Source organism: Pectobacterium peruviense (assembly GCF_003312355.2).
Lineage (GTDB): Bacteria > Pseudomonadota > Gammaproteobacteria > Enterobacterales > Enterobacteriaceae > Pectobacterium > Pectobacterium peruviense.
The window spans coordinates 1,577,786-1,604,669 of record NZ_CP161826.1 but is presented as its reverse complement, the minus strand read 5'-3'; the positions used below and the strand labels follow the sequence as shown (position 1 = coordinate 1,604,669).

At 52.1% G+C, this 26,884-nt stretch carries 26 protein-coding genes; 4 read left to right on the top strand and 22 right to left on the bottom strand.

Annotated elements, in window-relative coordinates; genetic code table 11:
- Positions 1 to 46: 46 nt before the first annotated feature.
- The 14 genes from hisP to pdxB form a co-directional block, all read right to left on the bottom strand.
- On the bottom strand, positions 47 to 820 hold the full coding sequence (hisP, locus tag DUT67_RS07290) for a histidine ABC transporter ATP-binding protein HisP (protein ID WP_048261158.1): 774 nt from the start codon (positions 818 to 820) through the stop codon (positions 47 to 49).
- A gap of 15 nt (positions 821 to 835) precedes the next feature.
- The gene (locus DUT67_RS07285) at positions 836 to 1,552 is read right to left on the bottom strand and encodes an ABC transporter permease (RefSeq protein ID WP_039298370.1); all 717 of its coding nucleotides are present in this window, start codon (positions 1,550 to 1,552) and stop codon (positions 836 to 838) included.
- Positions 1,545 to 2,234 (bottom strand): histidine ABC transporter permease HisQ, encoded by a 690-nt coding sequence (locus DUT67_RS07280; RefSeq protein ID WP_048261160.1) that lies wholly within the window; start codon positions 2,232 to 2,234, stop codon positions 1,545 to 1,547. Before DUT67_RS07280 ends, DUT67_RS07285 begins: the two co-directional genes overlap by 8 nt.
- 290 nt (positions 2,235 to 2,524) lie before the next feature.
- Positions 2,525 to 3,304 (bottom strand): lysine/arginine/ornithine ABC transporter substrate-binding protein, encoded by a 780-nt coding sequence (locus DUT67_RS07275; RefSeq protein WP_048261162.1) that lies wholly within the window; start codon positions 3,302 to 3,304, stop codon positions 2,525 to 2,527.
- A gap of 415 nt (positions 3,305 to 3,719) precedes the next feature.
- The gene (locus tag DUT67_RS07270) at positions 3,720 to 4,292 is read right to left on the bottom strand and encodes a UbiX family flavin prenyltransferase (RefSeq protein WP_113626540.1); all 573 of its coding nucleotides are present in this window, start codon (positions 4,290 to 4,292) and stop codon (positions 3,720 to 3,722) included.
- 202 nt (positions 4,293 to 4,494) lie between these two features.
- Complete coding sequence (purF, locus tag DUT67_RS07265; protein WP_113626541.1) at positions 4,495 to 6,012, bottom strand: amidophosphoribosyltransferase; 1,518 nt, start codon at positions 6,010 to 6,012, stop codon at positions 4,495 to 4,497.
- Between the two features lie 21 nt (positions 6,013 to 6,033).
- Positions 6,034 to 6,534, bottom strand: coding sequence for a colicin V production protein (gene cvpA / locus DUT67_RS07260; protein ID WP_113626542.1), 501 nt, complete (start codon positions 6,532 to 6,534; stop codon positions 6,034 to 6,036).
- A 313-nt stretch (positions 6,535 to 6,847) separates the two neighbouring features.
- Entirely contained in the window at positions 6,848 to 7,612 is a 765-nt protein-coding gene (dedD, locus tag DUT67_RS07255) for a cell division protein DedD (protein ID WP_113626543.1), read from the bottom strand.
- Positions 7,602 to 8,870 (bottom strand): bifunctional tetrahydrofolate synthase/dihydrofolate synthase, encoded by a 1,269-nt coding sequence (gene folC, locus DUT67_RS07250; RefSeq protein WP_113626544.1) that lies wholly within the window; start codon positions 8,868 to 8,870, stop codon positions 7,602 to 7,604. Before folC ends, dedD begins: the two co-directional genes overlap by 11 nt.
- 105 nt (positions 8,871 to 8,975) lie before the next feature.
- Positions 8,976 to 9,893 (bottom strand): acetyl-CoA carboxylase, carboxyltransferase subunit beta, encoded by a 918-nt coding sequence (gene accD, locus DUT67_RS07245; RefSeq protein ID WP_113626545.1) that lies wholly within the window; start codon positions 9,891 to 9,893, stop codon positions 8,976 to 8,978.
- Between the two features lie 224 nt (positions 9,894 to 10,117).
- Complete coding sequence (locus tag DUT67_RS07240; RefSeq protein WP_113626657.1) at positions 10,118 to 10,780, bottom strand: DedA family protein; 663 nt, start codon at positions 10,778 to 10,780, stop codon at positions 10,118 to 10,120.
- A gap of 193 nt (positions 10,781 to 10,973) precedes the next feature.
- Positions 10,974 to 11,825 carry a tRNA pseudouridine(38-40) synthase TruA gene (truA, locus tag DUT67_RS07235; RefSeq protein WP_113626547.1) on the bottom strand — a complete coding sequence of 284 codons (852 nt, stop codon included), beginning with the start codon at positions 11,823 to 11,825 and terminating at the stop codon, positions 10,974 to 10,976.
- On the bottom strand, positions 11,825 to 12,835 hold the full coding sequence (locus DUT67_RS07230) for an aspartate-semialdehyde dehydrogenase (RefSeq protein ID WP_113632240.1): 1,011 nt from the start codon (positions 12,833 to 12,835) through the stop codon (positions 11,825 to 11,827). The genes truA and DUT67_RS07230 overlap by 1 nt, the downstream gene beginning before the upstream one ends.
- A 114-nt stretch (positions 12,836 to 12,949) precedes the next feature.
- A complete protein-coding gene (gene pdxB / locus DUT67_RS07225; protein WP_113632241.1) occupies positions 12,950 to 14,086 on the bottom strand; it encodes a 4-phosphoerythronate dehydrogenase PdxB in 1,137 nt (378 codons plus the stop codon).
- A gap of 332 nt (positions 14,087 to 14,418) precedes the next feature.
- Between pdxB and DUT67_RS07220 the strand changes: the two genes are divergently transcribed.
- Both DUT67_RS07220 and flk read left to right on the top strand, forming a co-directional pair.
- Complete coding sequence (locus tag DUT67_RS07220; protein ID WP_113632242.1) at positions 14,419 to 15,297, top strand: DMT family transporter; 879 nt, start codon at positions 14,419 to 14,421, stop codon at positions 15,295 to 15,297.
- Between the two features lie 93 nt (positions 15,298 to 15,390).
- The gene (gene flk / locus DUT67_RS07215) at positions 15,391 to 16,638 is read left to right on the top strand and encodes a flagella biosynthesis regulator Flk (protein WP_113632243.1); all 1,248 of its coding nucleotides are present in this window, start codon (positions 15,391 to 15,393) and stop codon (positions 16,636 to 16,638) included.
- A gap of 113 nt (positions 16,639 to 16,751) precedes the next feature.
- Here flk and fabB read toward each other — a convergent pair whose 3' ends face one another.
- Complete coding sequence (fabB, locus tag DUT67_RS07210; RefSeq protein WP_113632244.1) at positions 16,752 to 17,969, bottom strand: beta-ketoacyl-ACP synthase I; 1,218 nt, start codon at positions 17,967 to 17,969, stop codon at positions 16,752 to 16,754.
- Positions 17,970 to 18,141: 172 nt separating this feature from the next.
- Between fabB and mnmC the strand changes: the two genes are divergently transcribed.
- Complete coding sequence (mnmC, locus tag DUT67_RS07205) at positions 18,142 to 20,169, top strand: bifunctional tRNA (5-methylaminomethyl-2-thiouridine)(34)-methyltransferase MnmD/FAD-dependent 5-carboxymethylaminomethyl-2-thiouridine(34) oxidoreductase MnmC (RefSeq protein ID WP_048261184.1); 2,028 nt, start codon at positions 18,142 to 18,144, stop codon at positions 20,167 to 20,169.
- A gap of 67 nt (positions 20,170 to 20,236) precedes the next feature.
- Here the strand turns inward: mnmC and DUT67_RS07200 are convergent, their stop codons facing one another.
- The 6 genes from DUT67_RS07200 to prmB all read right to left on the bottom strand — a co-directional run bounded on the left by DUT67_RS07200 (position 20,237) and on the right by prmB (position 24,882).
- Positions 20,237 to 20,521 carry a YfcL family protein gene (locus DUT67_RS07200; RefSeq protein WP_048261186.1) on the bottom strand — a complete coding sequence of 95 codons (285 nt, stop codon included), beginning with the start codon at positions 20,519 to 20,521 and terminating at the stop codon, positions 20,237 to 20,239.
- A gap of 34 nt (positions 20,522 to 20,555) precedes the next feature.
- A complete protein-coding gene (locus DUT67_RS07195; RefSeq protein ID WP_113626553.1) occupies positions 20,556 to 21,101 on the bottom strand; it encodes an elongation factor P hydroxylase in 546 nt (181 codons plus the stop codon).
- 14 nt (positions 21,102 to 21,115) lie between these two features.
- On the bottom strand, positions 21,116 to 21,916 hold the full coding sequence (locus DUT67_RS07190; protein ID WP_113626554.1) for a sulfite exporter TauE/SafE family protein: 801 nt from the start codon (positions 21,914 to 21,916) through the stop codon (positions 21,116 to 21,118).
- Positions 21,917 to 21,925: 9 nt separating this feature from the next.
- The gene (gene mepA / locus DUT67_RS07185; RefSeq protein WP_113626555.1) at positions 21,926 to 22,771 is read right to left on the bottom strand and encodes a penicillin-insensitive murein endopeptidase; all 846 of its coding nucleotides are present in this window, start codon (positions 22,769 to 22,771) and stop codon (positions 21,926 to 21,928) included.
- A gap of 5 nt (positions 22,772 to 22,776) precedes the next feature.
- The gene (gene aroC / locus DUT67_RS07180; RefSeq protein WP_011094593.1) at positions 22,777 to 23,862 is read right to left on the bottom strand and encodes a chorismate synthase; all 1,086 of its coding nucleotides are present in this window, start codon (positions 23,860 to 23,862) and stop codon (positions 22,777 to 22,779) included.
- 87 nt (positions 23,863 to 23,949) lie between these two features.
- Positions 23,950 to 24,882: a 50S ribosomal protein L3 N(5)-glutamine methyltransferase gene (gene prmB, locus DUT67_RS07175; RefSeq protein ID WP_048261191.1), complete on the bottom strand. Its 933-nt coding sequence runs from the start codon at positions 24,880 to 24,882 to the stop codon at positions 23,950 to 23,952.
- A 172-nt stretch (positions 24,883 to 25,054) separates the two neighbouring features.
- Between prmB and smrB the strand changes: the two genes are divergently transcribed.
- Entirely contained in the window at positions 25,055 to 25,597 is a 543-nt protein-coding gene (gene smrB, locus DUT67_RS07170; RefSeq protein WP_048261193.1) for an endonuclease SmrB, read from the top strand.
- A gap of 84 nt (positions 25,598 to 25,681) precedes the next feature.
- Here smrB and sixA read toward each other — a convergent pair whose 3' ends face one another.
- Positions 25,682 to 26,164, bottom strand: a complete 483-nt coding sequence (gene sixA, locus DUT67_RS07165) for a phosphohistidine phosphatase SixA (RefSeq protein ID WP_048261194.1) — start codon at positions 26,162 to 26,164, stop codon at positions 25,682 to 25,684.
- Positions 26,165 to 26,884 lie beyond the last annotated feature (720 nt).

Genomic DNA, 26,884 nt, shown 5'->3' with positions numbered 1-26,884 from the left:
TCCGCAGTATGAGCGATTAGAGGCTGATAATCATCAGCCCCAAAACCTACTTCAACGCGCCTGACAGAAATTGCTGCAAACGCGCACTTTTCGGGCTACTAAAAAGTTGATCCGGTGGCCCCTCCTCTTCGATCACACCCTGGTGCAGGAAAATAACGTGGCTGGAAACATGGCGGGCAAACTCCATCTCATGCGTTACCACCACCATCGTTTTCCCTTCCTCCGCAAGCTGCTGCATGATGCGCAACACCTCACCGACCAGTTCAGGATCGAGTGCCGACGTCGGTTCATCAAATAGCAGTACTTCTGGCTCCATCGCCAACGCCCGCGCAATCGAAACGCGCTGCTGCTGACCACCGGAAAGATCCGACGGGTATTTCTGTTGAGCAGAATCCGTGATCCCGACCTTATTCAGATAGAAAATAGCCCTATCACGCGCTTCCGCTTTACTGAGCCCTAACACCTGAATCGGCGCTTCCATCACGTTCTCCAATGCGGTCATGAAGCTCCACAGGTTGAAGTGCTGAAATACCATCGTCAGGCGCGTCCGCAGCATCTGAAGTTGCTTTTTATCAAAGACCTTCAACTGTCCGTCAGTGTCACGCACCATACGGATTTCCTCATTACTGACGTAAATCGCCCCTTCACAGGGCTTTTCCAGAAAATTAATGCAGCGCAGTAAGGTACTTTTCCCTGAACCAGACGACCCGATAATCGAAATAACATCGCCCGCTTTTGCCTGCAATGAGATCCCTTTGAGCACCTCATGCTGGCCATAACGTTTACGCAGTTCCGTCACCATCAGTTTGTTATTCGACATGCTTTTTTCCTGCGTTTAATGAGATGAACGGGTATAAAGATGACGTAACCAGTGCCGTTCCGCCTTTCTGAACAGCCCAATTAACACAAATGAGATCGCCAGATAGATGACAGCAGCAATACCGAACGCATAAAACGGCTGGTAGGTTGCTGCATTAATATCACGGGCAATTTTCAGAATATCCGGCACGGTTACAGTAAAAGCCAGCGCCGTCGAATGCAGCATCAGAATCACTTCGTTACTGTAGGCTGGCAGCGCAATACGCAACGCGCCGGGCAAAATAATGCAGCGATACTGCTTAAAACGGGAAAAGCCGTAGGCTCTGGCCGCTTCAATTTCCCCATGGGGTACAGAGCGAATTGCCCCCGCGAAAATCTCTGTGGTGTATGCACAGGTATTGAGCGCCAGCGCTAAAATAGCGCAGTTCAGCCCGCTGCGAAAAAAGGCGTTCAGCAGATCGGTGCCACGAACAATTTCTAAGCTATATACGCCAGAATAGAACACCAGAAGCTGTACGTAGAGCGGCGTGCCACGGAAAATATAGGTAAATAGCCAAACCGGAAGACTGAACCGGCGTCGCGGCGACACGCGAGCAATTGCCAGCGGCAGCGCCATCAGACCACCGATGACCACCGAGGAAATGAGCAGCCAGAGCGTCATCGCCAACCCAGTCAGGCGGTAACCATCGCTCCACAGTAGCGGTTGCCAATATTGTTGCAGGATCTCACTCATAATTTACTTTCTTGACTCCCTGCGAATAGTGCCTTTCCAGCCACCACAACACGCCGTTAGAAACGGTGGTAAAAATCAGGTACATCGCCCCAGCAACCAGCGCGAAATAAAACGGTTCGTGCGCTCCCTTGCCAGCTAACTGCGTCGCCTTAATCACATCATTCAGACCAAGCAATGACACCAACGCTGTCGCTTTCAGGATCACCTGCCAGTTATTACCGATACCCGGTAGCGCGAAACGCATCATGGAAGGAAACAGAATACGACGGAACACCTTCATGGGAGAGAAACCGAATGCGACAGCGGCTTCGATTTGTCCGCGCGGCACGGCAAGATACGCGCCACGAAAGGTTTCCGTGAAATAGGCACCGTAAATAAAGCCCAGCGTAATAACGCCTGCGGTCAAAGGATCGATGTCAATCTGCTCCAGACCGATCGACTCCGTCACGCCGTTTAAGACAATTTGCAGGCCATAAAAAATCAGCAGCATCAGCACCAAATCGGGGATGCCGCGAATCAACGTGGTATAGCAGGAAAAGCACCCTGCCAGCAGGCGATTAGAAGACAGCTTCGCCGACGCGCCAATCAGGCCGATAGCCAGCGCCAGCAGTAGCGAACTGACCGCCAGCTCCAGCGTCATGATGGCACCATCCAGAATTAGCTGGGAATAGCCATAGAGCATCGATTATATCCGTTGAAAATATACCCGTCATACTTCAAACCGCATGTGCGTTAGCTGCATTCAGTCACCCGAATCACTTACCTGAGTAAGCTCATCGGGACTCCTTCCCTTGCTGCCTTCCTGCAACTTGAATTATCTAGGGTATAGCGGTTGATGGCACGGTGCGTTATCAATCAGGAAGACGACACGGGAGGAATGTTCCCGTGTCGCATTGCCCTACGATCTCGCGACACAATAGTACGGTGATAAAATAGTACTGTGATAAAGAGATATGAATCGTTATGGCGAACTTAGCCGCCGTAGACGTCAAAATCGAAGTATTTTTTCGCGAAGGTGTCGTAAGTACCGTCTTTACGCATCGCTTCAAAGGCTTTATCCAGCGCCGCTTTCAGCTCAGTATCCGCTTTACGCAGACCCATACCAGTACCGACCCCGAAGAACTTGTCGTCTTTTACTGCTGGGCCAGCAAACGCATAATCTTTACCCATATCGAGTTTCAGGAAACCTTCACTTCCTGCCACTTCGTCCTGAAATGCCGCATCGATACGACCTGCGCCCAGATCGGCGTAAATCAGATCCTGATTTTGATAAGCGACAACTTCAACGCCTTTTGGCTGCCAGTTCGCGTTGGCAAAAGCCTCCTGCGTTGATGCCTGCAATACACCAACACGCTTACCGCCCAAAGAAGCCAGCGTTGGCTCGATGCTCGCACCTTTTTTCGCAATCAGGCGTGCATTGGCAGCATACAGCTTCTCTGTGAAAGCGATTTCCTGCTGACGTTTTTCGGTAATGGACAGAGAAGAGATGATGGCATCAATTTTTTTAGCTTTAAGAGAAGGAATTAACGCATCAAAGTCGCTTTCTACAAACGTACAGTTAGCTTCGATACGCTTGCACAGCTCTTTTGCCAGATCGATATCAAACCCAACCAGTTCGCCGCTGGCATTTTTGGATTCAAAGGGAGCATAGGTAGGATCGGTGCCGATTTTAATATTTTTAGGAATCTCTGCCATGGCGCTGCCTGCAGCCAGAATAAGTGCCAACGGCAAAACTTTGATCAGTTTCTTCATATTGCTACCCTTATCATGAGTGATTGATGTCATGTGTCGTCAATGTCGGAAGACATACCGATTTATTGCTTTAAATATGAACGATATGAGTGTTATTTGTTTTCTACGCCGACTATTACAGTTTTCATAAGCAGTATTCATGCCACAATGAACGTAAGGTCGTTGTAAAAAGCCTATGAGCAAAATACGCAGAAAATGATGGTTAACCATTTGATTAGGAAAATTTTTCTGAGTTTTTTTGGGAGTGAGTAACAATAAGAATAGATAACATTGGCACGAATACAAAAATCCAAATGCACTATTTAAGTGCTCTTATGCGCAAAATTGGTGCAATGTGATAAAAAGGCACAAAAAAAGGGCAGTAAAGGTTTACTACCCCATGAGAAAAAAATAACGAGTCTTGTCACCTATCGTGCTATGACGCACCCTGCCAGCGAGTAAAGAGATCTTTCGGCAGGTCAATATCAAACTGATCCAGAATACGATTCACCGTCTGATCGACAATATCCTGCACACTTTCTGGGCGATGATAAAACGCAGGCACCGGCGGCATAATTATCGCGCCTAGCTCAACGGCGGTAGTCATCAGCCGTAAGTGCCCTAAATGCAATGGCGTTTCACGCACCCCCAACACCAGAGGACGACGCTCCTTCAACACCACATCGGCGGCACGAGTCAGCAGATTGTCGCTGTAGCTGTGCACAATGCCGGAAAGGGTTTTTATCGAACAGGGCAAAATTACCATCCCCGCCGTTTTAAACGACCCCGAAGAAACGCTAGCAGCGATATCCCGCGTGTCATGCACCACATCGGCCAGCACCTGTACATCACGCAGGCTAAAATCCGTTTCCAGCGCCAGCGTCTGCCGGGCGGCCTGGCTCATAATCAGATGGGTTTCGATGCCTTCCAGCGTCTGTAATACCTGTAGCAATCGGATGCCGTAAATGACACCGCTGGCACCGGAAATCCCTACAATAAGTCGCTTCATTCATACTGCCTCTGGCTGACCGCGTACGCCGATACGCGGAAAAATCATCTGCGCAAACTTTGCCGCATTGATTAGTGATAAGCAAGGATAAGCACTGAAACGATGCTTTTACATACAGTCAGGTTTTCTATATACAAGAAGGGGGAGAACACTTTCGCGCCCTCCCCCTTCAATAAAACCAGCCCTACCGTACAGCTAGCCGTTAACCTTCGTTGTGCAGTTCCAGATCTTCGACTTCATTCTGGCTACGCAACGCTTTGGCATCATCGTTACGCAGCGCTTCCAGGTAATCCAGATAGCCTTGATCGACGTCTTTGGTCACATAAATTCCGTTGAACACTGAACATTCAAACTGAACAATATCCGGATTATCTTCACGCGCCGCGTCGATCAGGTCGTCAAGATCCTGGAATATCAGCTCATCGGCACCGATAATCTTACAGATCTCATCCACTTCGCGACCGTGGGCAATCAGTTCATTAACGCTCGGCATATCGATACCATACACGTTAGGGAAGCGAATTTCCGGTGCCGCAGAGGCCAGATAAACACGCCTAGCTCCTGCTTCACGCGCCATCTCCACAATCTGCTCCGACGTTGTACCGCGCACGATAGAGTCATCGACCAGCAGCACATTCTTGTCACGGAACTCGGCACGGTTCGCGTTCAGCTTACGACGCACAGATTTCTTACGCGCCTGTTGTCCTGGCATGATAAAGGTGCGGCCAACATAGCGGTTTTTCACGAATCCCTGACGGTACGGCTTGTTGATAATCCGCGCAATTTCCAACGCGATATCACAAGAGGTTTCAGGAATCGGTATCACGACATCAATATCGAGATCTTCCCACTGACGTGCAATCTTTTCACCGAGCTTCTGACCCATGCGAACACGTGCGCTGTAGACCGAAATTTTATCGATGAAAGAGTCCGGGCGTGCGAAGTAGACATATTCGAACAGGCACGGGTTGCTCTTTGGATTCTCTGCGCACTGGCGGGTAAACAGCTGCCCTTTTTCCGTAATGTAGATCGCTTCTCCCGGCGCAACATCGCGTAAAAATTCAAAGCCCAGCGTATCCAGTGCGACGCTTTCAGACGCCACCATATATTCGCTGCGGCCATCTTCCAGATCGCGCTTACCGATAACCAGAGGGCGAATCCCGTTAGGATCGCGGAATGCCACCATGCCATGGCCGATAATCATGCCAACACAGGCATAGGCACCGCGAATTTGCTGGTGCGTTGCGGCAACGGCCGCAAAAATATTATCGGCTTCCAGCGGGTAATGTTGGAAACGGTCCAGCTCTCTGGCGAAAATATTCAGCAGAATTTCAGAATCAGACGTGGTGTTAACGTGACGACGCTCCTGCTCGAACAGCTTTTTACGCAGTTCGTGGGCGTTAGTCAGGTTACCGTTGTGAGCCAGCGTGATGCCGAACGGAGAGTTAACATAGAAAGGCTGTGCTTCCGAGGCGCTGGAACTGCCCGCTGTCGGATAGCGCACATGGCCAAGCCCCATGTTTCCCTGTAAGCGTTGCATGTGCCGCGCTTCAAACACATCTTTCACCAGGCCATTGGCCTTACGCAGGCGAAAACAGTTAAAGGCATCGATGGTTACAATGCCCGCAGCATCCTGCCCACGGTGTTGCAACACCGTTAACGCGTCATAAATCGACTGGTTGACCGGTGTAAAACCGGCGATACCGACAATACCGCACATGGTGTCTTTTCCTCATCAGCGCTACCGCAGCGGTAAATGCTGCGGCAAGAAACTTGACGTGCTTTGCAGGTAGTCAAAAAACCACCTGATAATATAACTGAACTGTGGGATTAACTGGGACTGCTTCCAGTCATCACTTTGTGAAAAACTGGTGAACGTATCCAGAAAGAATAGCAGTGCGGAAACGATCAGCACCCCGCGCAGCGCACCAAAACAGATGCCCAGAACGCGATCGGTGCCGGATAATCCGGTACGTTCAACCAGTGAACTAATCACATAGTTGACGATAGCTCCCACAATCAACGTGGCAATAAACAGAATGGCAATCGCAATGCCGTTACGCACCAGTTCATCATCAAAACGGGTGAAGTAGACCGCGAGGTAGGCGTAGTAATGACTGGCAACAAAAAAAGCACATCCCCAGGTTACTAACGACAGCGCTTCACGAACAAACCCCCGGATCAGGCTAACCAGAGCCGAAAATCCGATGATGCCAATAATGACGTAATCAACCCAAACCATGAACTATCCTAATAATGAACGATGCTACCGATAAGCCGCTACGTCATCCTGTTCGCGGCGCATTCTAACAGAAAAAGAAAACGTTTGCGTAGCGTATTTCCGCCGATTTCATCGATAGATAATCAGGCGAAAAAACCGACACCACTCATGCCTGATTCTATTACCTATCGGCATATCAAAACTAACTACAGGTCTCTTAAAACGGCTACGGGGCCGAGTATCACTGGTGTGAACCTCATCCCCGCCGCCTATTTTTGCTTACTGACGTGACAGATTACGGACAATCCATCACGTTATTATCATGCTCGTAATCTTAACGAACGGAATGTGCTCGTACCTGCCCGCTAAGCCCACTGAGCTGTTGCAGTTCGCCCAACGAAGACTCTAACTTCTGCTTCGAAGCATCCGGTCCGACATAAATACGGGTGATCTGTCCTGAAACTGGCGTTGACGGCACGGTATACGCGCGATAGCCAGAGAGACGAAGCTTCGCGACAATTTCGTTCACCTTATCCGCATTTTTCAGCGCACCAAGCTGCACAATGTAGGCCTGTCCGACAGGCGCTTGCGGCGTCGGCTGCGTTTCTGGTTTCACTTCCGGCTTAGTTTCCGGTTTGGTTTCCGGTTTAGGCTCTGGCTTCGGTTTCACTTCTGTCTTCACCTCAGGTTTTGGCTGAGGCTTTGGCGTCACTGGCGTTGTCGTCTGAATTGGTGGACGCTCGACCACCACAGGCGGTGCCGTCATGGTTGGCGTATTCGTACCTGCACGCGACGATGCTGGCGGCGTGGAGGTTTCGGGAGCCTTGGTTTCAGGTAATTTCGTTTCAGGTGCTTCGGCTTCCGCACTGTTCTGCATCGCCGCTTCCGCCCCTTCCGGTGGCTGACTTGGCAACGACGGATTCAGCGCAGGTAGCGATTCCATCTCATTGCTGTCACCCGGCTTAGGAATCAGCGGAATCGACGCAAACTCGTCTTCGTAGTGCTTCTTCTTACCGTCCAGCAGGCCAGGTAAGACGATCACGCCCAGTGCGACCAGAATAACCGTGCCAACCAGGCGATTCTGAAATTTACTCGCCATTCACCTTCTCCTCATCCAGCGCTTCCATCACATGCGCTACCGTATGAAAAGATCCACACACAATGACAATATCCTGCTCCGTCGCGTCAGACATCGCCTGCTGCCAGGCGGTAACGACATCAGGGAATGATTGACTGCGCGTCAGATGCTCGGCAATCTGCTGCGCCGTTGCGCCGCGCGGGCCTTCTAACGGTGCGCAATACCACTCATCAATCAACGACGTTAAGTGGGCCAGCGTACCCGCGATATCTTTATCCGACAGCATGCCGACAACAGCCCGCATTTTTCCGGTTTTCGGCAACCCAGCCAGACGGTTTGCCAGATACGCCGCCGCATGAGGATTATGTGCAACATCAAGAATCAACCGCGGTGATTCCTGCACTATCTGAAAACGCCCCGGCAATGCTGCGCGCTGTAAGCCTTGACGAATCGCCTCTTCGCTCACGTTAAGTGAAGAATAGTGTAGTGCAGCTAGTGCAGTGGCAGCATTCGGCAGTGGGACATTAGGGAGTGGTAGGCGTGACAATTCACGCTGCTTGTCCTGCCAGCTCCATGTTTCGCGCTGAACTGAAAACTCCCAGTCGCGACCACGGCGGCGCAGCAATGCGCCTTTCTCAGCGGCAACATCGGCAATGGTTCCTGGCATATCGGGCTCACCAACGACGGCGGGTCTGTTCTGTCGGAATATCCCCGCTTTCTCACGACCGATGCTCTCCCGATCGTTACCTAGCCAGTCGGTGTGGTCGATAGCAATGCTGGTGACCACAGAGACATCCGCATCCACAATATTGGTCGCATCCAGACGCCCGCCTAATCCCACTTCAAGAATGACGACATCCAGATTCGCTTGCTTGAAGAGGTGCAGTGCCGACAGCGTACCGAATTCAAAATAGGTGAGCGATACCGCTCCTCTTCCTGCTTCAATATCCGCAAATGCCTGCGTGTGCTGCGCTTCGGACAATTCGTTGCCCTGAATACGCACCCGCTCGGTATAGCGAACAAGATGAGGCGAACTGTACACGCCAACCCGTAGCCCTGCGGCTAATAGAATGGACTCCAGCGTACAGCAGGTGGTTCCTTTGCCGTTCGTCCCCGCAACAGTGAAAATCGTGGCGGCAGGCTGTAGCAGTTGAAGATGTTCAGCAACCTGCTTAACGCGATCCAAGCCTAAATCAATGGCCTGAGCGTGCAGGTGCTCAAGATAATGAAGCCACGTGACCAAAGGTGACGTGGCTTGAGGTATTTGAAGAGTATCCATGAGTCCCGTTCACTGGCTTACGGTTCATTGCGGGCAGAACGTGCACATTACCACGTCGTCGAGAAAGACGTGGTCGAATGCCACACACCCTGCCCATCATGTCAATTATGCGTCATCCTGTGATGATTCAGACGGCGCATCGCTGCGGGTTTCCACGTCATCATTGCCCGGTTCTGGATGATTCGTCAGTTTGGCAAGAATGGTGGCCAGCTTGTAGCGCATTTCCGGACGACGAACGATCATATCAATCGCCCCTTTCTCAATCAGGAATTCACTGCGCTGGAAGCCCGGCGGCAATTTTTCACGCACGGTTTGTTCAATAACGCGTGGGCCGGCAAAACCGATCAGCGCTTTTGGCTCGGCAATATTCAGGTCGCCCAGCATCGCCAGACTGGCAGAAACACCGCCCATGGTTGGGTCAGTCAGCACAGAGATATAAGGCAAGCCGCGCTCGCGCATTTTTGCCAGTGCCGCACTGGTTTTCGCCATTTGCATCAGCGACATCAGCGCTTCCTGCATACGCGCACCGCCACTGGCGGAGAAACACACCAGCGGGCAACCGTCTTCTAGTGACTGCTCAACAGCACGCACAAAACGCGCACCCACGACGGACGCCATTGAACCGCCCATGAAAGCGAACTCAAACGACGCGACCACAACTGGCATGCCGTAAAGTGTGCCTTTCATGACGACCAGCGCGTCTTTCTCATCGGACTGTTTCTGCGCAGAAACCAGACGATCTTTATATTTTTTGGAATCCCGGAATTTCAGGACATCCTTCGGCTCCAGTTCGCTTCCCAGCTCGACAGTGTTTTCTTTATCCAGAAAAGCCTGTAGACGGGCACGCGCAGACAGGCGCATATGGTGATCGCACTTCGGGCAGACCCCCAGATTACGCTCTAACTCGGCACGATAAAGAACCTGACCGCAGCTATCACATTTTGTCCAGACCCCTTCAGGGATGTTCGCTTTACGGGTCGGTGTGATATTGCTTTTGTTAAGAATTCGTTCAATCCAGCTCATTGATAACCTTTCTGCTTGAACCTGGCAAATGCCAGTCCGCTGTTCATGTTATTCCCTGACAACATTGCCAATGAAAAAATGCCTGAGACGCACAACAGTCGCGGTACAAAGGCATCGGCATCAAGGATGTTCCCAAGAACAGACCATAAATGCTGCCCATTAAACCATAACGCTCCGGGACTGTGGATAAAAAACTGGTCAAACCGGATGTTAAAATACTTCACTTATTTCACATTACCGCGCGTGGCTGCTCTACGGTGACGGGCAATTTCAATAATACCCGGCAGGATAGAGAGAAAAATAATCGCGACAATCAGTAATTTCAGATTTTCCTGCACTATCGGCAAATCGCCAAACAAGTAGCCTGCATAGGTGAACGATAGCACCCACAGCAGCGCACCAATGACATTATAGGCTGCAAAATGCCGATAGCTCATGTGCCCCATCCCGGCGACAAACGGCGCAAATGTTCTCACAATCGGGACAAAGCGCGCCAGAATTATCGTCTTGCCACCGTGGCGTGCGTAAAACGCATGTGTTTTATCCAGATAGCTGCGGCGGAAAATCTTTGAGTTCGGGTTGCTAAACAGCTTCTCACCAAACAGTCGTCCAATCGTGTAGTTCACTGCATCGCCCGTAATCGCGGCAATAATCATCAGGAACACCATCGTATGCACATTTAGATCGTTCGATGGCAACGCCGCCAGCGCACCAGCAACAAACAGCAACGAATCTCCCGGTAAAAACGGTGTCACCACCAACCCTGTCTCACAGAACAGAATCAGGAACAAAATGGCATAAACCCAGACACCATATTGCGCCACCAGTTCCGCCAGATGAACGTCAATGTGCAGAATAAAATCAATAATAAACTGTATAAATTCAATCACAACGTCTTCTCCCAAAGTGTATATCGAACGCACGCGGTCGATATACGCAAGGCAGCCGCACTATCCGTGTTGCCTTGCGTATAGCATGCTAAATAGCATCATCCTTAATACGCGCTACACACTACTTTTGGCCCACGGCCATCCGGCAGCGTGCAACACGCAAAAGACGTACTCGTTACAGTAAAAAACGTCAATCGGCTAAAAAAAGCGGCCCCATCGAGGGTTGTGGCAAAGCAAAACGCGCGGGGTAATCTACCGCCACCAAATATAGCCCCTCGGCTCGAGCGGTTGCGCCAGCCAACGTACGATCTTTGGCCGCCAGCAGTTCCGCAATCCACGACTCGGGACGATTGCCACACCCGACGTCCATCAGGCTACCAACAATGTTGCGCACCATATGATGAACGAACGCATTGGCCTTAATATCTACCACGATATAGTCACCGTGACGTGTAACCTTTAAATGATTTACATAGCGCCACGGCGTGCGTGATTGGCACTGTACCGCCCGAAAAGAGGTGAAATCATTCTCCCCCAACAGGCATTGCCCAGCACGCTCCATCCGTTCAACATCCAGCGGATGATAAAAGTGCGTCATACCATGCGAAAGCACCGCAGGGCGATAGCGGTGATTGTAGATAACATAGCGGTAGCGACGCGCCGTTGCGCTAAAGCGCGCATGGAAATCCTCATCCACCGCTTTCACCCAACGCACGGCGATATCTGGCGGTAAATTCGCATTCACGCCCATCGTCCAGGCGGCATCTTTTCTGATCGCCTGCGTGGTGAAGTGCACAACCTGCCCAGTACCATGAACCCCAGCATCGGTTCGTCCGGCGCAAAACACTTCTATCGGTTCATCCGCGACTTTGCTCAGCGCCTTTTCAAGACAGGCCTGCACGCTAGCGACATCAATCTGACGCTGCCAGCCATAATACTGGCTACCGTCGTACTCAATGCCTAGCGCAATTTTCAGCGGGACGCGTTCGTTCTCCGCAACGGCGGCGGCTTGAATAGCCGCCGCCTGAGTGGTTTCCGACATTACCCGAGATACTCCTGCACCAGACATTCTGCCGTTTCTATCGCCATCAGCGCGCCGCCAAAGCGAGCGTTATCGGCGACCGACCAGAATTGCAGCAACTCAGGAATACCGTAATCATTACGCAAACAGCCAACGCTCAGTTGCCCATTGCCGGAAGCATCACCCACCTGCGTCGGATAATCCTGCTCCTCACTCACCTGAATATTTCCGGCATTGAGCAGTTCATCACGCGCTTCTTCCGCAGACAGCGGACGCAGCGATTCAAGATGAACAATCTGGGCGTGACCATAAAACACAGGGGATTGAATGCAGGTCACTGAAACGGGTAATCCTTCATCCTGCAAGACTTTACGCACCTGATCGACCAGACTGCGCTCTTCGCGCACACTGCCAGCATCATCGGGCAGTAAAGGCAGCAGGTTGAACGCCAACTGTTTCGGGAACAGCCCTTCTTCAGGCGGAATACCATTTAGCAGACGGGCACTTTGCCCAGCCAAATCGTCTATCGCGGCTTTGCCATGCGCGGAAACTGACAGCATATTGACGACGTGCAGGCGCGAAAGCCCAGCCGCATCAGTCAGTGGTTTAAGCGCCGTCAGCAGTTGGCTGGTCAGGCTGTCCGCCACCGCAACAATATTGCGGTTACGGTAATCCGCCAGCGTATGCGTATTCACGCCCGGCACGACCAACGGCACATCCGGCTCCAATGCAAACAGGCCGCTGCTGTCGATGACCAGACAGCCAGCATCCCCCGCAGCTTCTGCGTAGCGGGCGCTGGCATCTTGCCCAGCAACAAAAAACGCCAGTTGCGCCTGTGACCAGTCAAAATCAGCCACATCGGTGACCAGACAGGATTTGCCGTTAAAACGTATGGTTTCACCCGCGCTACGTTCACTGGCCAGCGGATACAGTTCACCCACTGGGAATTCGCGTTCCTGCAATAATTCCAGTAACGCCGTGCCTACTGCGCCCGTTGCGCCCAGCAGAGCAATATTCCAGCCGTCAGACATTTGGTTCTCTCCCAAATTTTGAATGAAATACAAATCATGAATGAAACCGACAGACGATAGCGACACTCTCTATCAGTTCATGAATAAAAAGAGTAATTCTCGCGCAGAACGCCGTTAGCGTGCGCCCCGCACTGACGCCGTGAATCCCAGCGCGTTCAGACAATCTGCGCTCTCAGCGTCGGCGCAGATGACATGGAGTGACGACCATTCGCGTCGTTCCTGATAATGTTTACGTAGGCGATCAAACTCGCCTTCCTGATGTGCGACATGACGCAACAACGCATCGTCTCGGCGCACATCATACACCAGATGCACGAGGCGTTTTAGCAGCGCCTCATCCACCGGTGCGGTTAATGTCACTTCGGCATAGTCCGGTTCAGGTAACAGCGACGAAAGCGCAATCTGCTGCGGTGTTCCGATAAACTCGCTCCAGGCTTCAAAAACCTGTGTGGTGCCGCGTGCTTTTCCTTCCAACGTATAACCGGCGATATGTGCCGTGCCGATGTCCACCCGCGCCAGCAGATCGGTCGATAACGCGGGTTCAGGTTCCCACACATCAAGAATCACACTGAGTTTTTTGCCCTGTTGCAGCGCTTCAAGCAAGGCAGCATTATCCACCACTGGGCCACGGCAGGCGTTAATCAGAATACGTCCGTCCGCAAACGCGTTCAGTACGGTGGCATCAACCAAATGATGCGTTCGGTACGGCCCGTCGAGATACAGCGGCGTATGCAGTGTCAAAATGTCAGCATCACGCACCAGCGTTTCCAGCGACAGGAAATCGCCCGCATCGCCGCGATCGGCACGCGGCGGATCGCACAACAGCGTTTTTACGCCCCAAGCTTTCAGTCGCGCATCAAGGCGTCTGCCAACATTCCCCACGCCGACAATGCCGACAGTTTTATCACGCAGTTGGAAGCCATCACGTTCGGCCAGCATCAGCAAAGAAGAAAACACATACTCCACCACCGCAATAGCATTGCAGCCGGGGGCTGCAGAAAATGCGATGCCGTTGGCATTCAGCCAGATATCATCGACATGGTCGGTGCCAGCCGTCGCGCTGCCGACAAACTTTACCGCCGAGCCTGACAACAGATCCGCATTCACCTTCGTGACCGAACGCACCATCAGCGCATCTGCGCCAGCCAGCAAATCACGCGGCAAAGGGCGTCCCGGTACGGCCTGAACCTCACCCAAACGGCTGAAAAGTTCGCGAGCATACGGCATATTTTCATCAACCAGAATCTTCATTGTTTTCTCCGGGACCTGTAGCCAGCCAAAAAAGCGGGGAGATATTTTGCCACCGAATGATGCAGAAACCCAAGGCAATTACGCTACGATATCTTTCCTCCATCAGTTGATATCGATACCGTATCGCTATCGGTCCTACGATAGGTGGCAATTTACCGCAGCATAACTCTACCTAGACTGCGTTGAAGGGCATGCCGGATTGACGGCCTACAAGGTTGATAGTCATCACATGGCTCTGTTATGTTGTTTGCCATTGCCGCACTTGCCCCATTTTTATCTACCAGACTGGCAACCGGTGCATTTTCCGTCTGGTTCGCTATGAGAAACTCACGTTGAACGCCCTATTTCCCATCATCGCCGTCCTGATTTGGTCAGTTAACGTTATTGTCAACAAGCTCTCCGCTACCGTCATCGATCCGGCTGCCATTTCGTTTTACCGCTGGCTACTGGCGTTTCTCGTCATGACGCCGTTCATGCTGCCAGGCCTTCGCCACCATGCGGCGGCTATTCGCCAGAACGCAGGGAAACTGTTGGTGTTGGGTCTGCTCGGTATGGTGTTGTATCAAAGTCTGGCCTACTACGCCGCGCACACGATCAGCGCCGTGATGATGGGGATCATGGGGTCGCTCGTGCCGTTACTCACCGTCTTGCTCAGCATTCCTCTGCTGCGCGTAGCGCCCACGCTGGGCGTGTTGCTCGGTAGCCTGCTGTCGCTGGCAGGGATTGTCTGGCTGATCAGCGGCGGGCACCCTGAACAGATTCTGGCACAGGGCATCGGCCCCGGTGAATTCATGATGTTTTGTGCCGCGTTGTCCTATGCAATATATGGCGTGCTGACCAAACGCTGGAGCATCCCGCTGCCCAACTGGGTATCGCTCTACGTACAAATTGCCTTTGGCGTGATAGCGCTGATTCCCAATTTCTTGCTGACCGATAATGTACAGCTCAACGGTGAAAATCTGCCGCTGGTGGTTTTCGCTGGCATCATGGCCTCAATCATTGCACCTTTTTTGTGGATTCAAGGGGTTATGCGTCTGGGAGCCAGCAAGGCCGCCATCTTTATGAACCTGACACCGATCTTTACGGCGATGATTGCGATTGGCCTTTTGCACGAGCCTTTGCACCATTATCACCTGGTTGGCGGGGGCATCACACTACTCGGCGTTATCCTCGCCCAACGTTTGCGTATCCCACTCGGGCGTACCGCTTAAGATTCGTGTTGTTTTAGGCAACGCATGGCTATCGGCCGTCACGGGAGATTGCTATGATTCATCTCAATCATGACGGCAGTGAGGATAACCGATATGCAACCTGTAAGTGGCCCAGGTGCCCCGCTGCCCGGCGAACGCTCGGTTACGCCTACAACCACATCGTCAACTTCTGCATCCTCTTCTAACGCCGCAGGTTCCACCAGCGGCGATCGACCATTAACGCTGGCGCAGCGCACCACGCTGGAAAATCTAGTGCTTAAAGTTGCCGCGCTAACAACGTCAAAAGCAGCGGAAGTCTGGACGACAGTAAAACAGGGATTAGGGCTGGCAGAAAATAATGAACTACAGTCTCGCCACTACCAACCAGCCGAGCAAATACTCCAAACGCGTTTAACACAGGCGCAAGATAACAGCGGCCGTCAGCCGTTGCTCCAGCGCCTGACAGAGATGCTGTCTCAGGGGAATAATCGTCAGGCCGTCAGTGATTTCATCCAGCAACAGTTCGGTAGCACCACGCTAAGTGCCCTGAATAAGACGCAGCTACAACAGGTGGTTACGCTGCTGCAAAATGGGCAAATCCCGCAGTCAACGGCACCAGCGTCGCAAGCGGCTCAAGCCGCCAATTCGCCCGAACGTCCGCTCTCGCCCGCTGAACAACGCGGCTTGAATCAGTTAGTCACCCGCTTAGCAACCATGACTGGGGAACAACCTGCGAGAGTGTTGAGCAATCTGATGATGATGCAGAATCTTAACGCAGGCGATGCGATCCCGTTAAAGCATCTGCCGATGATCACGCAGTTCCTGCAAGCGCAAGTTGAGCTACAGCAGACGCAGACGCTGCTCCGCACCACTTTGACGCCACAGGGAACGCAGCCCCATGCAGGAACGGCTGGCGCGTCGTCGGAGCTACTGACAGCCAATACCGCTAGCACGGCAAACGCAAATCAAGCATCAACAACGAATCTATCATCACAGCCGCTGCCGACACAGAACGCGCTGCTTTCCCCGAACCTCGCTCCGTTGCAGGCTCTGTTACAGCAGCCGATGACCGCGCAGGAACAGCAATTATTGATGGATTACACGCAGAATCGATTTAACATCGGCTTACAAACGCCACTAACGCCGATGCAGGTCAGCGATCTGCTGACGTTCCTATTTACGCAACGTATTCAACGCTCACAGGAAACTGACTGGACGGCAACCTCACAATTGCTGCATCCGCTGTTTAACCCGTTGATTGCCTCGCTGCCACTCAGTTGGCAATCCCTGTTCCATAAGCCGATGTTTCTGGTGATTGTCAGTACCTGCGTGGCTGCGTTTCTACTCTGGGTGCTGATTTAAGCACTCTTCCCATTCGAACCACGATTGAAGTTCATCATCACTGCCACCATCCAAAAAACAAAAACCCCGCGGCTTGCGCCTGCGGGGTTTTATTTATCCGTGTAAGAAACCGATTATTTATCGAGTTTTCTCATCACCAGCGTCGCGTTCGTACCACCGAATCCGAAACTGTTAGACATCACCGTGGTCAGTTTACGTTCCGTTGGTTCAGTCACGATATTCAGGCCAGCAGCCTGCTCGTCTAAATTTTCTATGTTGATGCTCGGTGCAACGAAGCTGTGTTCCAGCATCAGCAGGGAGTAAATGGCTTCTTGAACGCCTGCAGCACCGAGAGAGTGACCGGTCATCGCTTTCGTCGCAGAGATAGCAGGCGAGTTATCACCAAACACTTCACGAATCGCACCCAGTTCCTTCACATCGCCAACTGGCGTGGAAGTACCGTGAGAGTTCAGGTAATCGATCGGCGTATCAACACCGTTCATTGCCATCTTCATGCAGCGAACGGCACCTTCACCTGATGGAGCAACCATATCCGCACCGTCAGAGGTCGCACCGTAACCGACCACTTCTGCATAGATATGCGCACCACGTGCCAGCGCGTGTTCCAATTCTTCTACTACGACCATACCGCCGCCGCCTGCGATCACGAAACCATCGCGGCCCGCATCATAGGTACGCGAGGCTTTTTCTGGCGTCTCATTGTATTTGGTAGACAGTGCGCCCATAGCGTCAAACTCACAGGCCAGTTCCCAGCACAGCTCTTCAGCGCCACCGGCGAACACGATATCCTGTTTACCCATCTGAATTTGCTCAACCGCGTTACCGATGCAGTGCGCAGAAGTCGCACAGGCAGAGCTGATGGAGTAGTTCACGCCGTGAATTTTGAACGGCGTTGCCAGACACGCAGAGACCGCAGAACCCATTGATTTGGTCACCACATAAGGGCCAACGGCTTTCAGACCACGTGGGCTACGCATCGCGTCAGCACCAAACACCTGATAACGCGCAGAACCACCGGAACCGGCAATCAGGCCAACGCGTGGGTTATTCTGATAAACCTTATCAGACAGCCCAGAATCTTGAATCGCCTGCTCCATGGATAAGTAGGCATAAATCGATGCATCACTCATAAAACGCACAACTTTGCGATCGATGAGGCCAGTGGTGTCCAGTTTGACATTCCCCCAGACGTGACTACGCATGCCGGAATCTTTCAGCTCTTGAGAGAAAGTAATACCCGAGCGGCCTTCCCGCAATGATGCCAGAACTTCCTGCTGGTTATTACCAATGCTTGATACGATCCCCAGGCCAGTAATCACTGCACGTTTCATTTAATACCTCTTCTTCCACTTATAGAGTTTGGGATTTCGCTTCGCACTTTAGCGTACAGTTGTAAGCTGAACAAGTCCGATCAGCCGAACTATCGCGAAATTCTTGCTAAATTTGCACCACGATATTCAGCTCGTTAAAATCTCGCCATCACTTGAATAATGAGCTTTTGCCGTGGCTAACCTTCCCATCCAACACGCATCGTTAAGTTGGAACGCTCAGGGTACACCTGTATCGCAACAGTTTGATGACGTCTATTTTTCTAATCAGGATGGGTTGGCCGAAACCCGTTATGTGTTTTTGCAGGGCAATCAGTTTCCTGAAAGATTCGCCACGCACCCGCGCACAGCGTGCGTGATAGCGGAAACCGGTTTTGGCACCGGCCTGAATTTTCTCACGCTGTGGCAAGCCTTTACTCACTTTCGTCAACAGCAGCCACAAGCAACACTGCGACATCTGCATTTCATCAGCTTCGAGAAATTCCCTCTGCGTCAGCACGATCTGGCTGCCGCACACGCGCAGTGGCCGGAGCTGGCAGAATTTGCGGATGAGTTGCGTCAGCAGTGGCCGTTGGCGCTGCCAGGCTGTCACCGTCTGATTCTGGCGCAAGGCAGCATCACGCTCGATTTATGGTTCGGTGACGTCAACGTCTTACTGCCTGAACTGGATGATACCCAGAATCATCAGGTTGACGCCTGGTTTCTGGACGGCTTTGCACCCTCTAAAAACCCAGATATGTGGACGGATAACTTGTTTCAGGCGATGGTACGCCTGTGTCGTAAAGAAGGGACATTCGCCACCTTTACCGCCGCAGGCTTTGTGCGACGCGGTCTACAACAGGCGGGCTTTCACGTCAGTAAAGTCAAAGGCTTCGGACAGAAGCGGGAGATGCTGAGCGGTCTCCTTCCCGATGCACTTCCTATCACCTCGCCGACCCCGTGGTATTCACGTCCCGCGGCCAGCACGACTGACGATATTGCGATTATTGGCGGCGGCATCGCCAGCGTGCTTACTGCACTGGCTCTGCAACGGCGCGGCGCAAACGTCACGCTCTACTGCGCAGAGGCACAGCCTGCCACTGGTGCATCCGGTAATCGCCAAGGGGCGCTGTATCCTCTGCTGAATAACCGACACGATGCGGTGTCCCGCTTTTTCTCGCTCGCCTTTGACTTTGCCCACCGCAGCTACACGGCGCTGGCGCAGCAAGATCTGGAATTTGAACACCAGTGGTGTGGCGTCAGTCAGCTCGCTTGGGATGAAAAAAGCGCGCGTAAGATCGAGCAAATTCTGCAAGGGGAATGGCCGGAAGAACTGGTCGTTAGCGTGGATGCCCAACAGTTGGAAAAACAGAGCGGCCTGAATCTCGGCGTAAACGGTATTACCTACCCCGACGGCGGCTGGTTGTGTCCTGCAGAACTGACAGCCGATGCACTCAAGCTGGCACAGCAAAACGGCCTGTCGGTACAGATGAGTACTACCGTTTCCGCGCTGGAAAAAACGGATAGCGGCTGGACGCTCACCTTAAGCTCGGGTCAACAGGCCAGCCATGCCGTTGTAGTACTGGCGAATGGTCACCACATTACCGACTGGCCACAAACCCGCCATTTACCCGGCTACGCCGTGCGCGGACAAGTCAGCCACGTTCCGACTAACCCTGTACTGGGGCAATTGAAGCAGGTGTTGTGCTACGACGGTTACCTGACGCCAGTGAGTCCGCAACATCAAACGCACTGCATCGGGGCGAGCTATCTACGGGGTGAAGCGGATTGTGATTATCGGGAAGAAGAACAGCAGGAGAACCGCCAACGGTTGCTGAATTGTTTGCCTAACGCAGACTGGGCCAAAACCGTCGATGTCAGCGATGCACAGGCTCGTCAAGGCGTTCGCTGCGCGCTACGTGACCATCTACCGCTGCTTGGCGCCGTGCCAGACTATGAGCAAACGCTGGCAGAGTATGACGATCGCCTGCATCCACAGCACCGCACCAACACTGTGCCGAGCGCACCTTATTGGCAGGATCTGTTTATTATCGGTGCGTTAGGATCACGCGGGCTCTGCTCTGCCCCACTCGCGGCAGAAATTTTGGCGTCACAAATGTATGGAGAACCGCTGCCGCTGGATCGCGATACGCTAGCTGCGCTAAACCCGAATCGCTTCTGGATAAGGAAACTGCTGAAAGGCAAGCCTGTAAATCAGGATTAATGAGGAAGAGGATGTGCTGGCTTGACTAAGCCAGCACTGACAGACTGACGATGAGCACACATGAAAATCAGTGCGTACTGTTTTGCGCCTGCTGGAACAGCCGTTCCCACATCCCGTTAACCAGCACCTGATCTGGCGGTGACAGCTCACCGTTTTTGATGGCGTTATTAATGCTGTCGCTAACGCGCACATGCAGAGCTTCAAGCGTGTGTTCCCCGTTCTCTTCCGCTTCTGCGACCGACACTGTCAGATGACCGCGCAAATAGCCGCCAGCAAAAAGTTCGTCGGCGCTGGCATGCTCAACCATGTCATCAATCAGCGCCAGAATGCGCGTTTCAAATTCTGCGATCATTTCTTATCCTCAAATTTTTTGCAGTTCCCGTTCATCACAGATCGGCTGGGTACGGGAAACTCGCCGCCGTCAGCGGTGGCGTATTGTAAAACGATTGTAACGCACGAATAAAGCTTGCCGGACGTGCAGGAATCCCCTCTTCCAAATACTGCATCACTTGCGCATGCACACGTCGTTGGAAATCAATACGGTCTGGCTCGCAGTCGCCGTTCAGGTTGTCACAGCTGACGTTAAACGGAAAACCTGCCGCAACGCAGAATAACCAGTCGAAGGCCTGAGGTTTGATTTCCACCACTTCAAACTGGCTTTGCGTCGTGGCATCGCGGCCATCAGGGCAATACCAGTAGCCGAAGTCAACCTGCAAACGCCGCTGTGGGCCAGCAATGCACCAGTGAGAAATTTCGTGCAGCGCGCTGGCATAAAAACCGTGGGCAAACACAATTCGATGATACGGAAGCTCATCATCTGCAGGCAGATAAATAGGCTCATCGTCGCCTTTTACCAGCCGGGTATTGTATTCATCGCCAAAGCAATCATTAAAAATATCAACCAGTTGTTGATAATGATGAGTCGTTGTCATGTTATCTGTTGTTATCATAAAAATTGTCCCAGCCAGGCAGCAATCGCATGCCCATGGCTGTCATAAATCAGCTTGCTGCTCATGATGGCTGAAACCAGCACCAGCATAGGACGAATCAGCTTTTGCCCTTTCGTCATCACCATTTTGGCGCCAAGCCGCGCACCGAGGATCTGCCCGATCAGCATCACCCCCCCGACCACCCAAACCACTTTTCCGCTGAGCATAAAGAACAACAGCCCACCGAAGTTAGAGGTAAAGTTCAGGATTTTGGCGTTCGCCGTCGCTTTTGCCAGATTGAAACCATACAGGGTGACAAAAGCCAGAGCGTAAAACGACCCGGCACCGGGGCCGAAGAAGCCATCATAAAAGCCAACACAGCCGCCTGCCACAATTGCAAAGGGCAGCGGCGACAGGCGACGCTGCCGATCTTCATCGCCGATTTTGGGCGTGAGTAAAAAGTAGAGGCCGATGCCAATGATGAGAAACGGCAACAGCTGGCGTAGAAAATCGGCGTGGATTTGCTGAATCAGCCAGGCACCAAAAGTAGAACCGACAAACGTCAGCGCAATAGCCAGTTTCTGCTCGCCCAGATTCACCGCGCGGCGACGAATGAAATACAGGCTAGCGGAAAAGGACCCACCGACAGCCTGAAGTTTATTCGTTGCCAGCACCTGTGCCGGGGATAAACCCGCCGCCAGCAACGCTGGGATCGTCAATAACCCACCGCCACCGGCAATCGAATCAATAAACCCTGCCAACGCCCCGACAAAAAACAGCACGGCCAGCATTTCTGGCCCAAGCACTAACCCATCCATCGTTATTCGTTATCTCGCGGCAAAATGTCTGTCGAGCAATGCCTGACAAGAAGGTGGCAACGGCGGCGGCGTGGTTTTCTCTGGCGCTTCGCTACTCGGTTGCTTCGGCTGGAACCAACTGGTTAACTCAGCACCGCATCCATCACCGATAGGCGGTTCGCTCTGTTCCTGACACTCTAGGCTGTCTGCCGGACAGCGCAAACGCACGTGCATATGCGCACGATGCGCAAACCAAGGACGAACTTTTCGCAGCCAGTCACGATCGTGACCCGCTTCGGCACACAGCTGTTTTTTAATCGCCGGATTGACGAAGATGCGCGTCACTTCGCTGTCCAGTGCGGCGGTCTTGATCAGGGTAGTGACTTCCGGTCGCCAAACGCGCGAGTTGACGTTAAGCCCGCTGGCATTAACCAAATCGATAGGCTGTGGTTTCAGCAACTGTTGCTCACTCCAGCGCTGTCGGGGTAATTGCAGCCAGATGTCCACATCCAGCCCGGATTGGTGACTGGCGTGGCCGCTGCTGAAACGTCCGCCGACAGGCATTCCCATATCCCCCACCAGCACATTGCCTGACGTCGTGCGCTTCACCTCGTTGCTCAGGCGGTGAATAAACGCCAGAAGATCGGGGTGACCGAAATAACGGCGCTGATCGACGCGCATCACCTGATAATCCAGAGACTGCAACGGCAGCGGTTGAGCACCGATGATACAGCCATTGGAAAAACTACCAATTGACTGCGCCGTACCTGCGACCGGATGCGCGATCTCCTGCCAGGGCGTTTTCGCCCATGCGGCGTTCGACAACAGAGGTGCGCTTAGTGCCAGCGCGAGAACCCCGATTAACCCTTGTTTCATTATTTTTACCAGCGAGGAACCTGACTGTTCACATCCCCACACTGTGCGCGTTGGCGCAGCAGGTGATCCATTAACACAATCGCCATCATCGCTTCGGCAATCGGCACCGCACGAATACCCACACACGGATCGTGACGCCCGCGCGTGACCATTTCCGTTGCTTCACCCTGACGATTGATCGTTTTCCCCGGCACCATAATGCTGGAGGTCGGTTTCAACGCCAGATGCGCGACAATGTTCTGGCCGCTGCTGATTCCCCCCAAAATGCCACCAGCATGATTGCTCTGGAAGCCTTCCGGGGTAATTTCGTCACGGTTTTCGCTGCCACGTTTGGTGACAACCGCAAACCCATCGCCGATTTCAACGCCTTTCACCGCGTTGATGCTCATCAGCGCGTGTGCCAAGTCGGCATCCAAACGGTCAAAGACCGGTTCGCCTAACCCGACAGGCACCGATTCCGCCACGACGCTAACCTTCGCGCCAATGGAGTCGCCCTCTTTTTTCAGCGCTCGCATCAGTTCATCCAATGCGTCCAGCTTGTCGATATCGGGGCAAAAGAACGGGTTTTGCTCAACCTGTTCCCAATCTTTCAGCTCGCAGGTGACATCGCCAATCTGTGACAGATAGCCACGAACCTTCACACCGTGTTGCTGTTGCAGGTATTTCTTCGCAATAGCACCGGCAGCAACTCGCATTGCGGTTTCGCGCGCCGAAGAGCGGCCGCCGCCACGGTAGTCACGCTGGCCGTATTTTTGCTCATAAGTGTAATCGGCGTGGCCGGGGCGAAAGACGTCTTTAATCGCACCGTAATCCTGAGAACGCTGATCGGTGTTTTCAATCAACAGACCAATACTGGTCCCTGTTGTCACGCCCTCAAAAACGCCGGACAGAATCTTGACCTGATCGGGCTCACGGCGCTGCGTCGTATAGCGGGAAGTCCCCGGACGGCGGCGATCCAAATCGTGTTGCAAATCCGCTTCCGTCAGTGGAATACCCGGCGGTACGCCATCAACAATACATCCCAGAGCAATACCGTGGGATTCACCAAATGTAGTGACGCGGAAAAATTGCCCAATACTGTTGCCTGCCATCACAACTCCTTCGCATGTGTTCTATTTCTGCCTTACCGTCTGGTCAACGACGCTAACGGTAAGGCTGATGAATATCGTTATGACCGTTTAATCACGGTAAGCGCTAAAATGATCTTTGCAATCAATCAGCTGTGATTGGGTTAGCATAAACACGCCGTCACCGCCGTTATCAAACTCCAGCCAGGTGAACGGAATCTCTGGATATTGATCGATCAGGTGCACCATGCTGTTACCCACTTCGCAAATCAGCACGCCGTCATCGCTAAGATAGTCTGGCGCACAGGCCAGAATACGACGAACCAGATCCAGACCGTCGTTGCCCGCCGCCAGCCCCAATTCAGGCTCGAAACGGAATTCCTGCGGCAGATCGAACATATCTTCTTCATCCACATACGGTGGATTGGTCACAATCAGATCATAGCGAATCGCAGGTAAATCGCGGAACAGGTCAGAGCGAATTGGCGTCACACGGTATTCCAGCTCGTGCTGCTGAATATTTTGCTCGGTCACCGCCAGCGCATCGCTGGAGATATCCACCGCATCGACTTCCGCTTCTGGGAACGCCTGAGCGCAGGCAATAGCAATACAGCCGCTACCCGTGCACAGATCCAGAATAAGGTTTGGCGCTTTTGGCAATTGCTCACCAAAGTAGTTATTGATCAACTCACCGATAGGAGAACGCGGCACCAGGACGCGTTCGTCAACATAGAATTCCAGGCCGCAGAACCAAGCCTTGTTGGTCAGATAGGCGACCGGGATACGTTCATTGACGCGGCGGATCACGCGTTCAACAATGCGCTGCCGTTCGCTAGTGATCAAACGGGACGTGTACATATCTTCAGGAATATCGAGCGGCAGATACAGGCTAGGCAATACCAGCTGTATAGCTTCATCCCAGGGATTATCCGTTCCGTGACCGTAATAGACGTTGGCTGCGTTAAACCGGCTGACAGCCCAGCGCAACATATCCTGAATGGTATGAAGTTCACTGACGGCCTCATCGACGAAAATTTTGTCCAAGGGTGTCCTCCGCAGACAGTTCTGAATTAGGAAATTGGCGCTTAGTTTGCCATGAAGCCCGCGACAAATCAGCAGATATAACCGACTGAACGCGCCCCAATACAGACTTTTATTTAGCGACAGCGGAGAGACAAGGTAAACTGATCGAATGTTGACGCAAGATGAATGAAAGATGAGTAAGAAATATTCGCTGAATGACGACGAATTGCAGCTTTTTCGCACGTCAATCACTGGCACAAAAAAGTTGCGTCAGGATACCTATACCCACAAACCGCTGCGCAGGAAAATAGGCGAATTGCCGGCAAAACGGGCATTGCAAGAACAGGTCGATGCCAGTTTTTATTTTTCCGATGAATTTCAGCCGCAGTTGGATGCAGAAGGTCCAACGCGCTATGTCCGCCCTGGCGCCAGTCATTATGAATTGAAGAAACTCCGACGTGGGGATTATTCACCGGAGCTATTTCTGGATCTACACGGCCTGACGCAGCTTCAAGCGAAACAGGAGTTGGGCGCGCTGCTGGCAGCCTGCCGCAGGGAGCACGTTTACTGCACCTGCGTGATGCACGGGCACGGCAAACATATTCTTAAGCAACAAACGCCGCTCTGGCTGGCACAGCACCCTGACGTCCTGGCTTTTCATCAGGCGCCGAAAGAATTTGGTGGGAGTGCAGCACTGCTGGTGCTGGTTGCGCTGGAAGCGCCTTCGCTTGAGTAATCTTCGTCATACTTCAAACATGACAAGGCGTGCAGCACGCTACACGCCTCATACCGCATGAATATCGAGTTTCTCAATGAGAAATCAGGGTTTCGCCGTCAGTTGTGCCGGGCTGACTTGCCAGTGCAGCACCCCATTGCCGGATTCAATGTCTACCTTGACACAAGCGATAGCGGAGGTGGCGAACATTGGAGCCGTTTCATTCAGGCATAATTCAGCAACCAGATAGCCCACCAGCGGCAGATGCGAAACAACCAGAACCGCCCCAACACCTTCTCTCGCCAGCGTTTGCAGATAATAGCTGACAAGCTGAGCATCGCCGCCGGGCGTCAGTTCATTGAGGCAATCCGCTTCTTCCGGCAAAGGCAGCGCTTTTTTCACCACGTCGAGCGTTTGCTGGGCGCGTAAATAAGGACTCACCAGAACGCGCTCAATATCGATATTTTGCTCATTCAACCAACACGCCATCTGACGAGATTCATCACGACCACCGTCGCTTAATGGCCGGACAGCATCACTCGCTGCATCAAGTACCGCATCACCATGACGCATTATCAACACTTGCATATTACACCGCTATGTTAATGAAATATATGATATATCTTCTATAAGCCAAGCTACATAGGCATGCATTATCCTGCGCCTGCAACTCGAATTATGTAGGGTCTAACCTGTTTTATCCCTGTAGGTTACCTGAGTTTAGCGCCCTGATAAACTCGCCTGACATCGGGTTTCTGTATGAAGCACATCCATCCCCCACTCATCTTCAGTAATTACATGATAAATAAAAGGTTTAAAGACATCCAACCGAACACATCGTCTTAGAAAGAGATATCCACAAACTCAAGATGGACATTATAATCAATTACAATAAAATCAATTTATTTAACTAAAAATCAGATTAAAAACAAAAAATCAGCATAAAACACCACAAATAATACAAAAACCGATAACTTACACTCTTTTAACACATATCAATTTTGCAATATTGTTAAACAACCACTCTGCTTCTATCTTTATCTTAAATAGCGTTTTTTTTGTTCTTCACTTGATATAAACAAGGTAATTATACGGAATATAACGTCATATAATAAAAATAGATTGCTCTTCTATTTATGGATGCTCGTGCAATTCAGGATAAAGGTCGGGGAGTCTCTCTGTTATTTTTATATGCTAGAAATTATTCATCACCATGGAAGAGAAAATTAGCTCCACGTTTCCTTTATAGAATTATTTTCACCATACGGAAAGTACTGAAAGTAGTAGCGATATATATTTCAGCAGTGC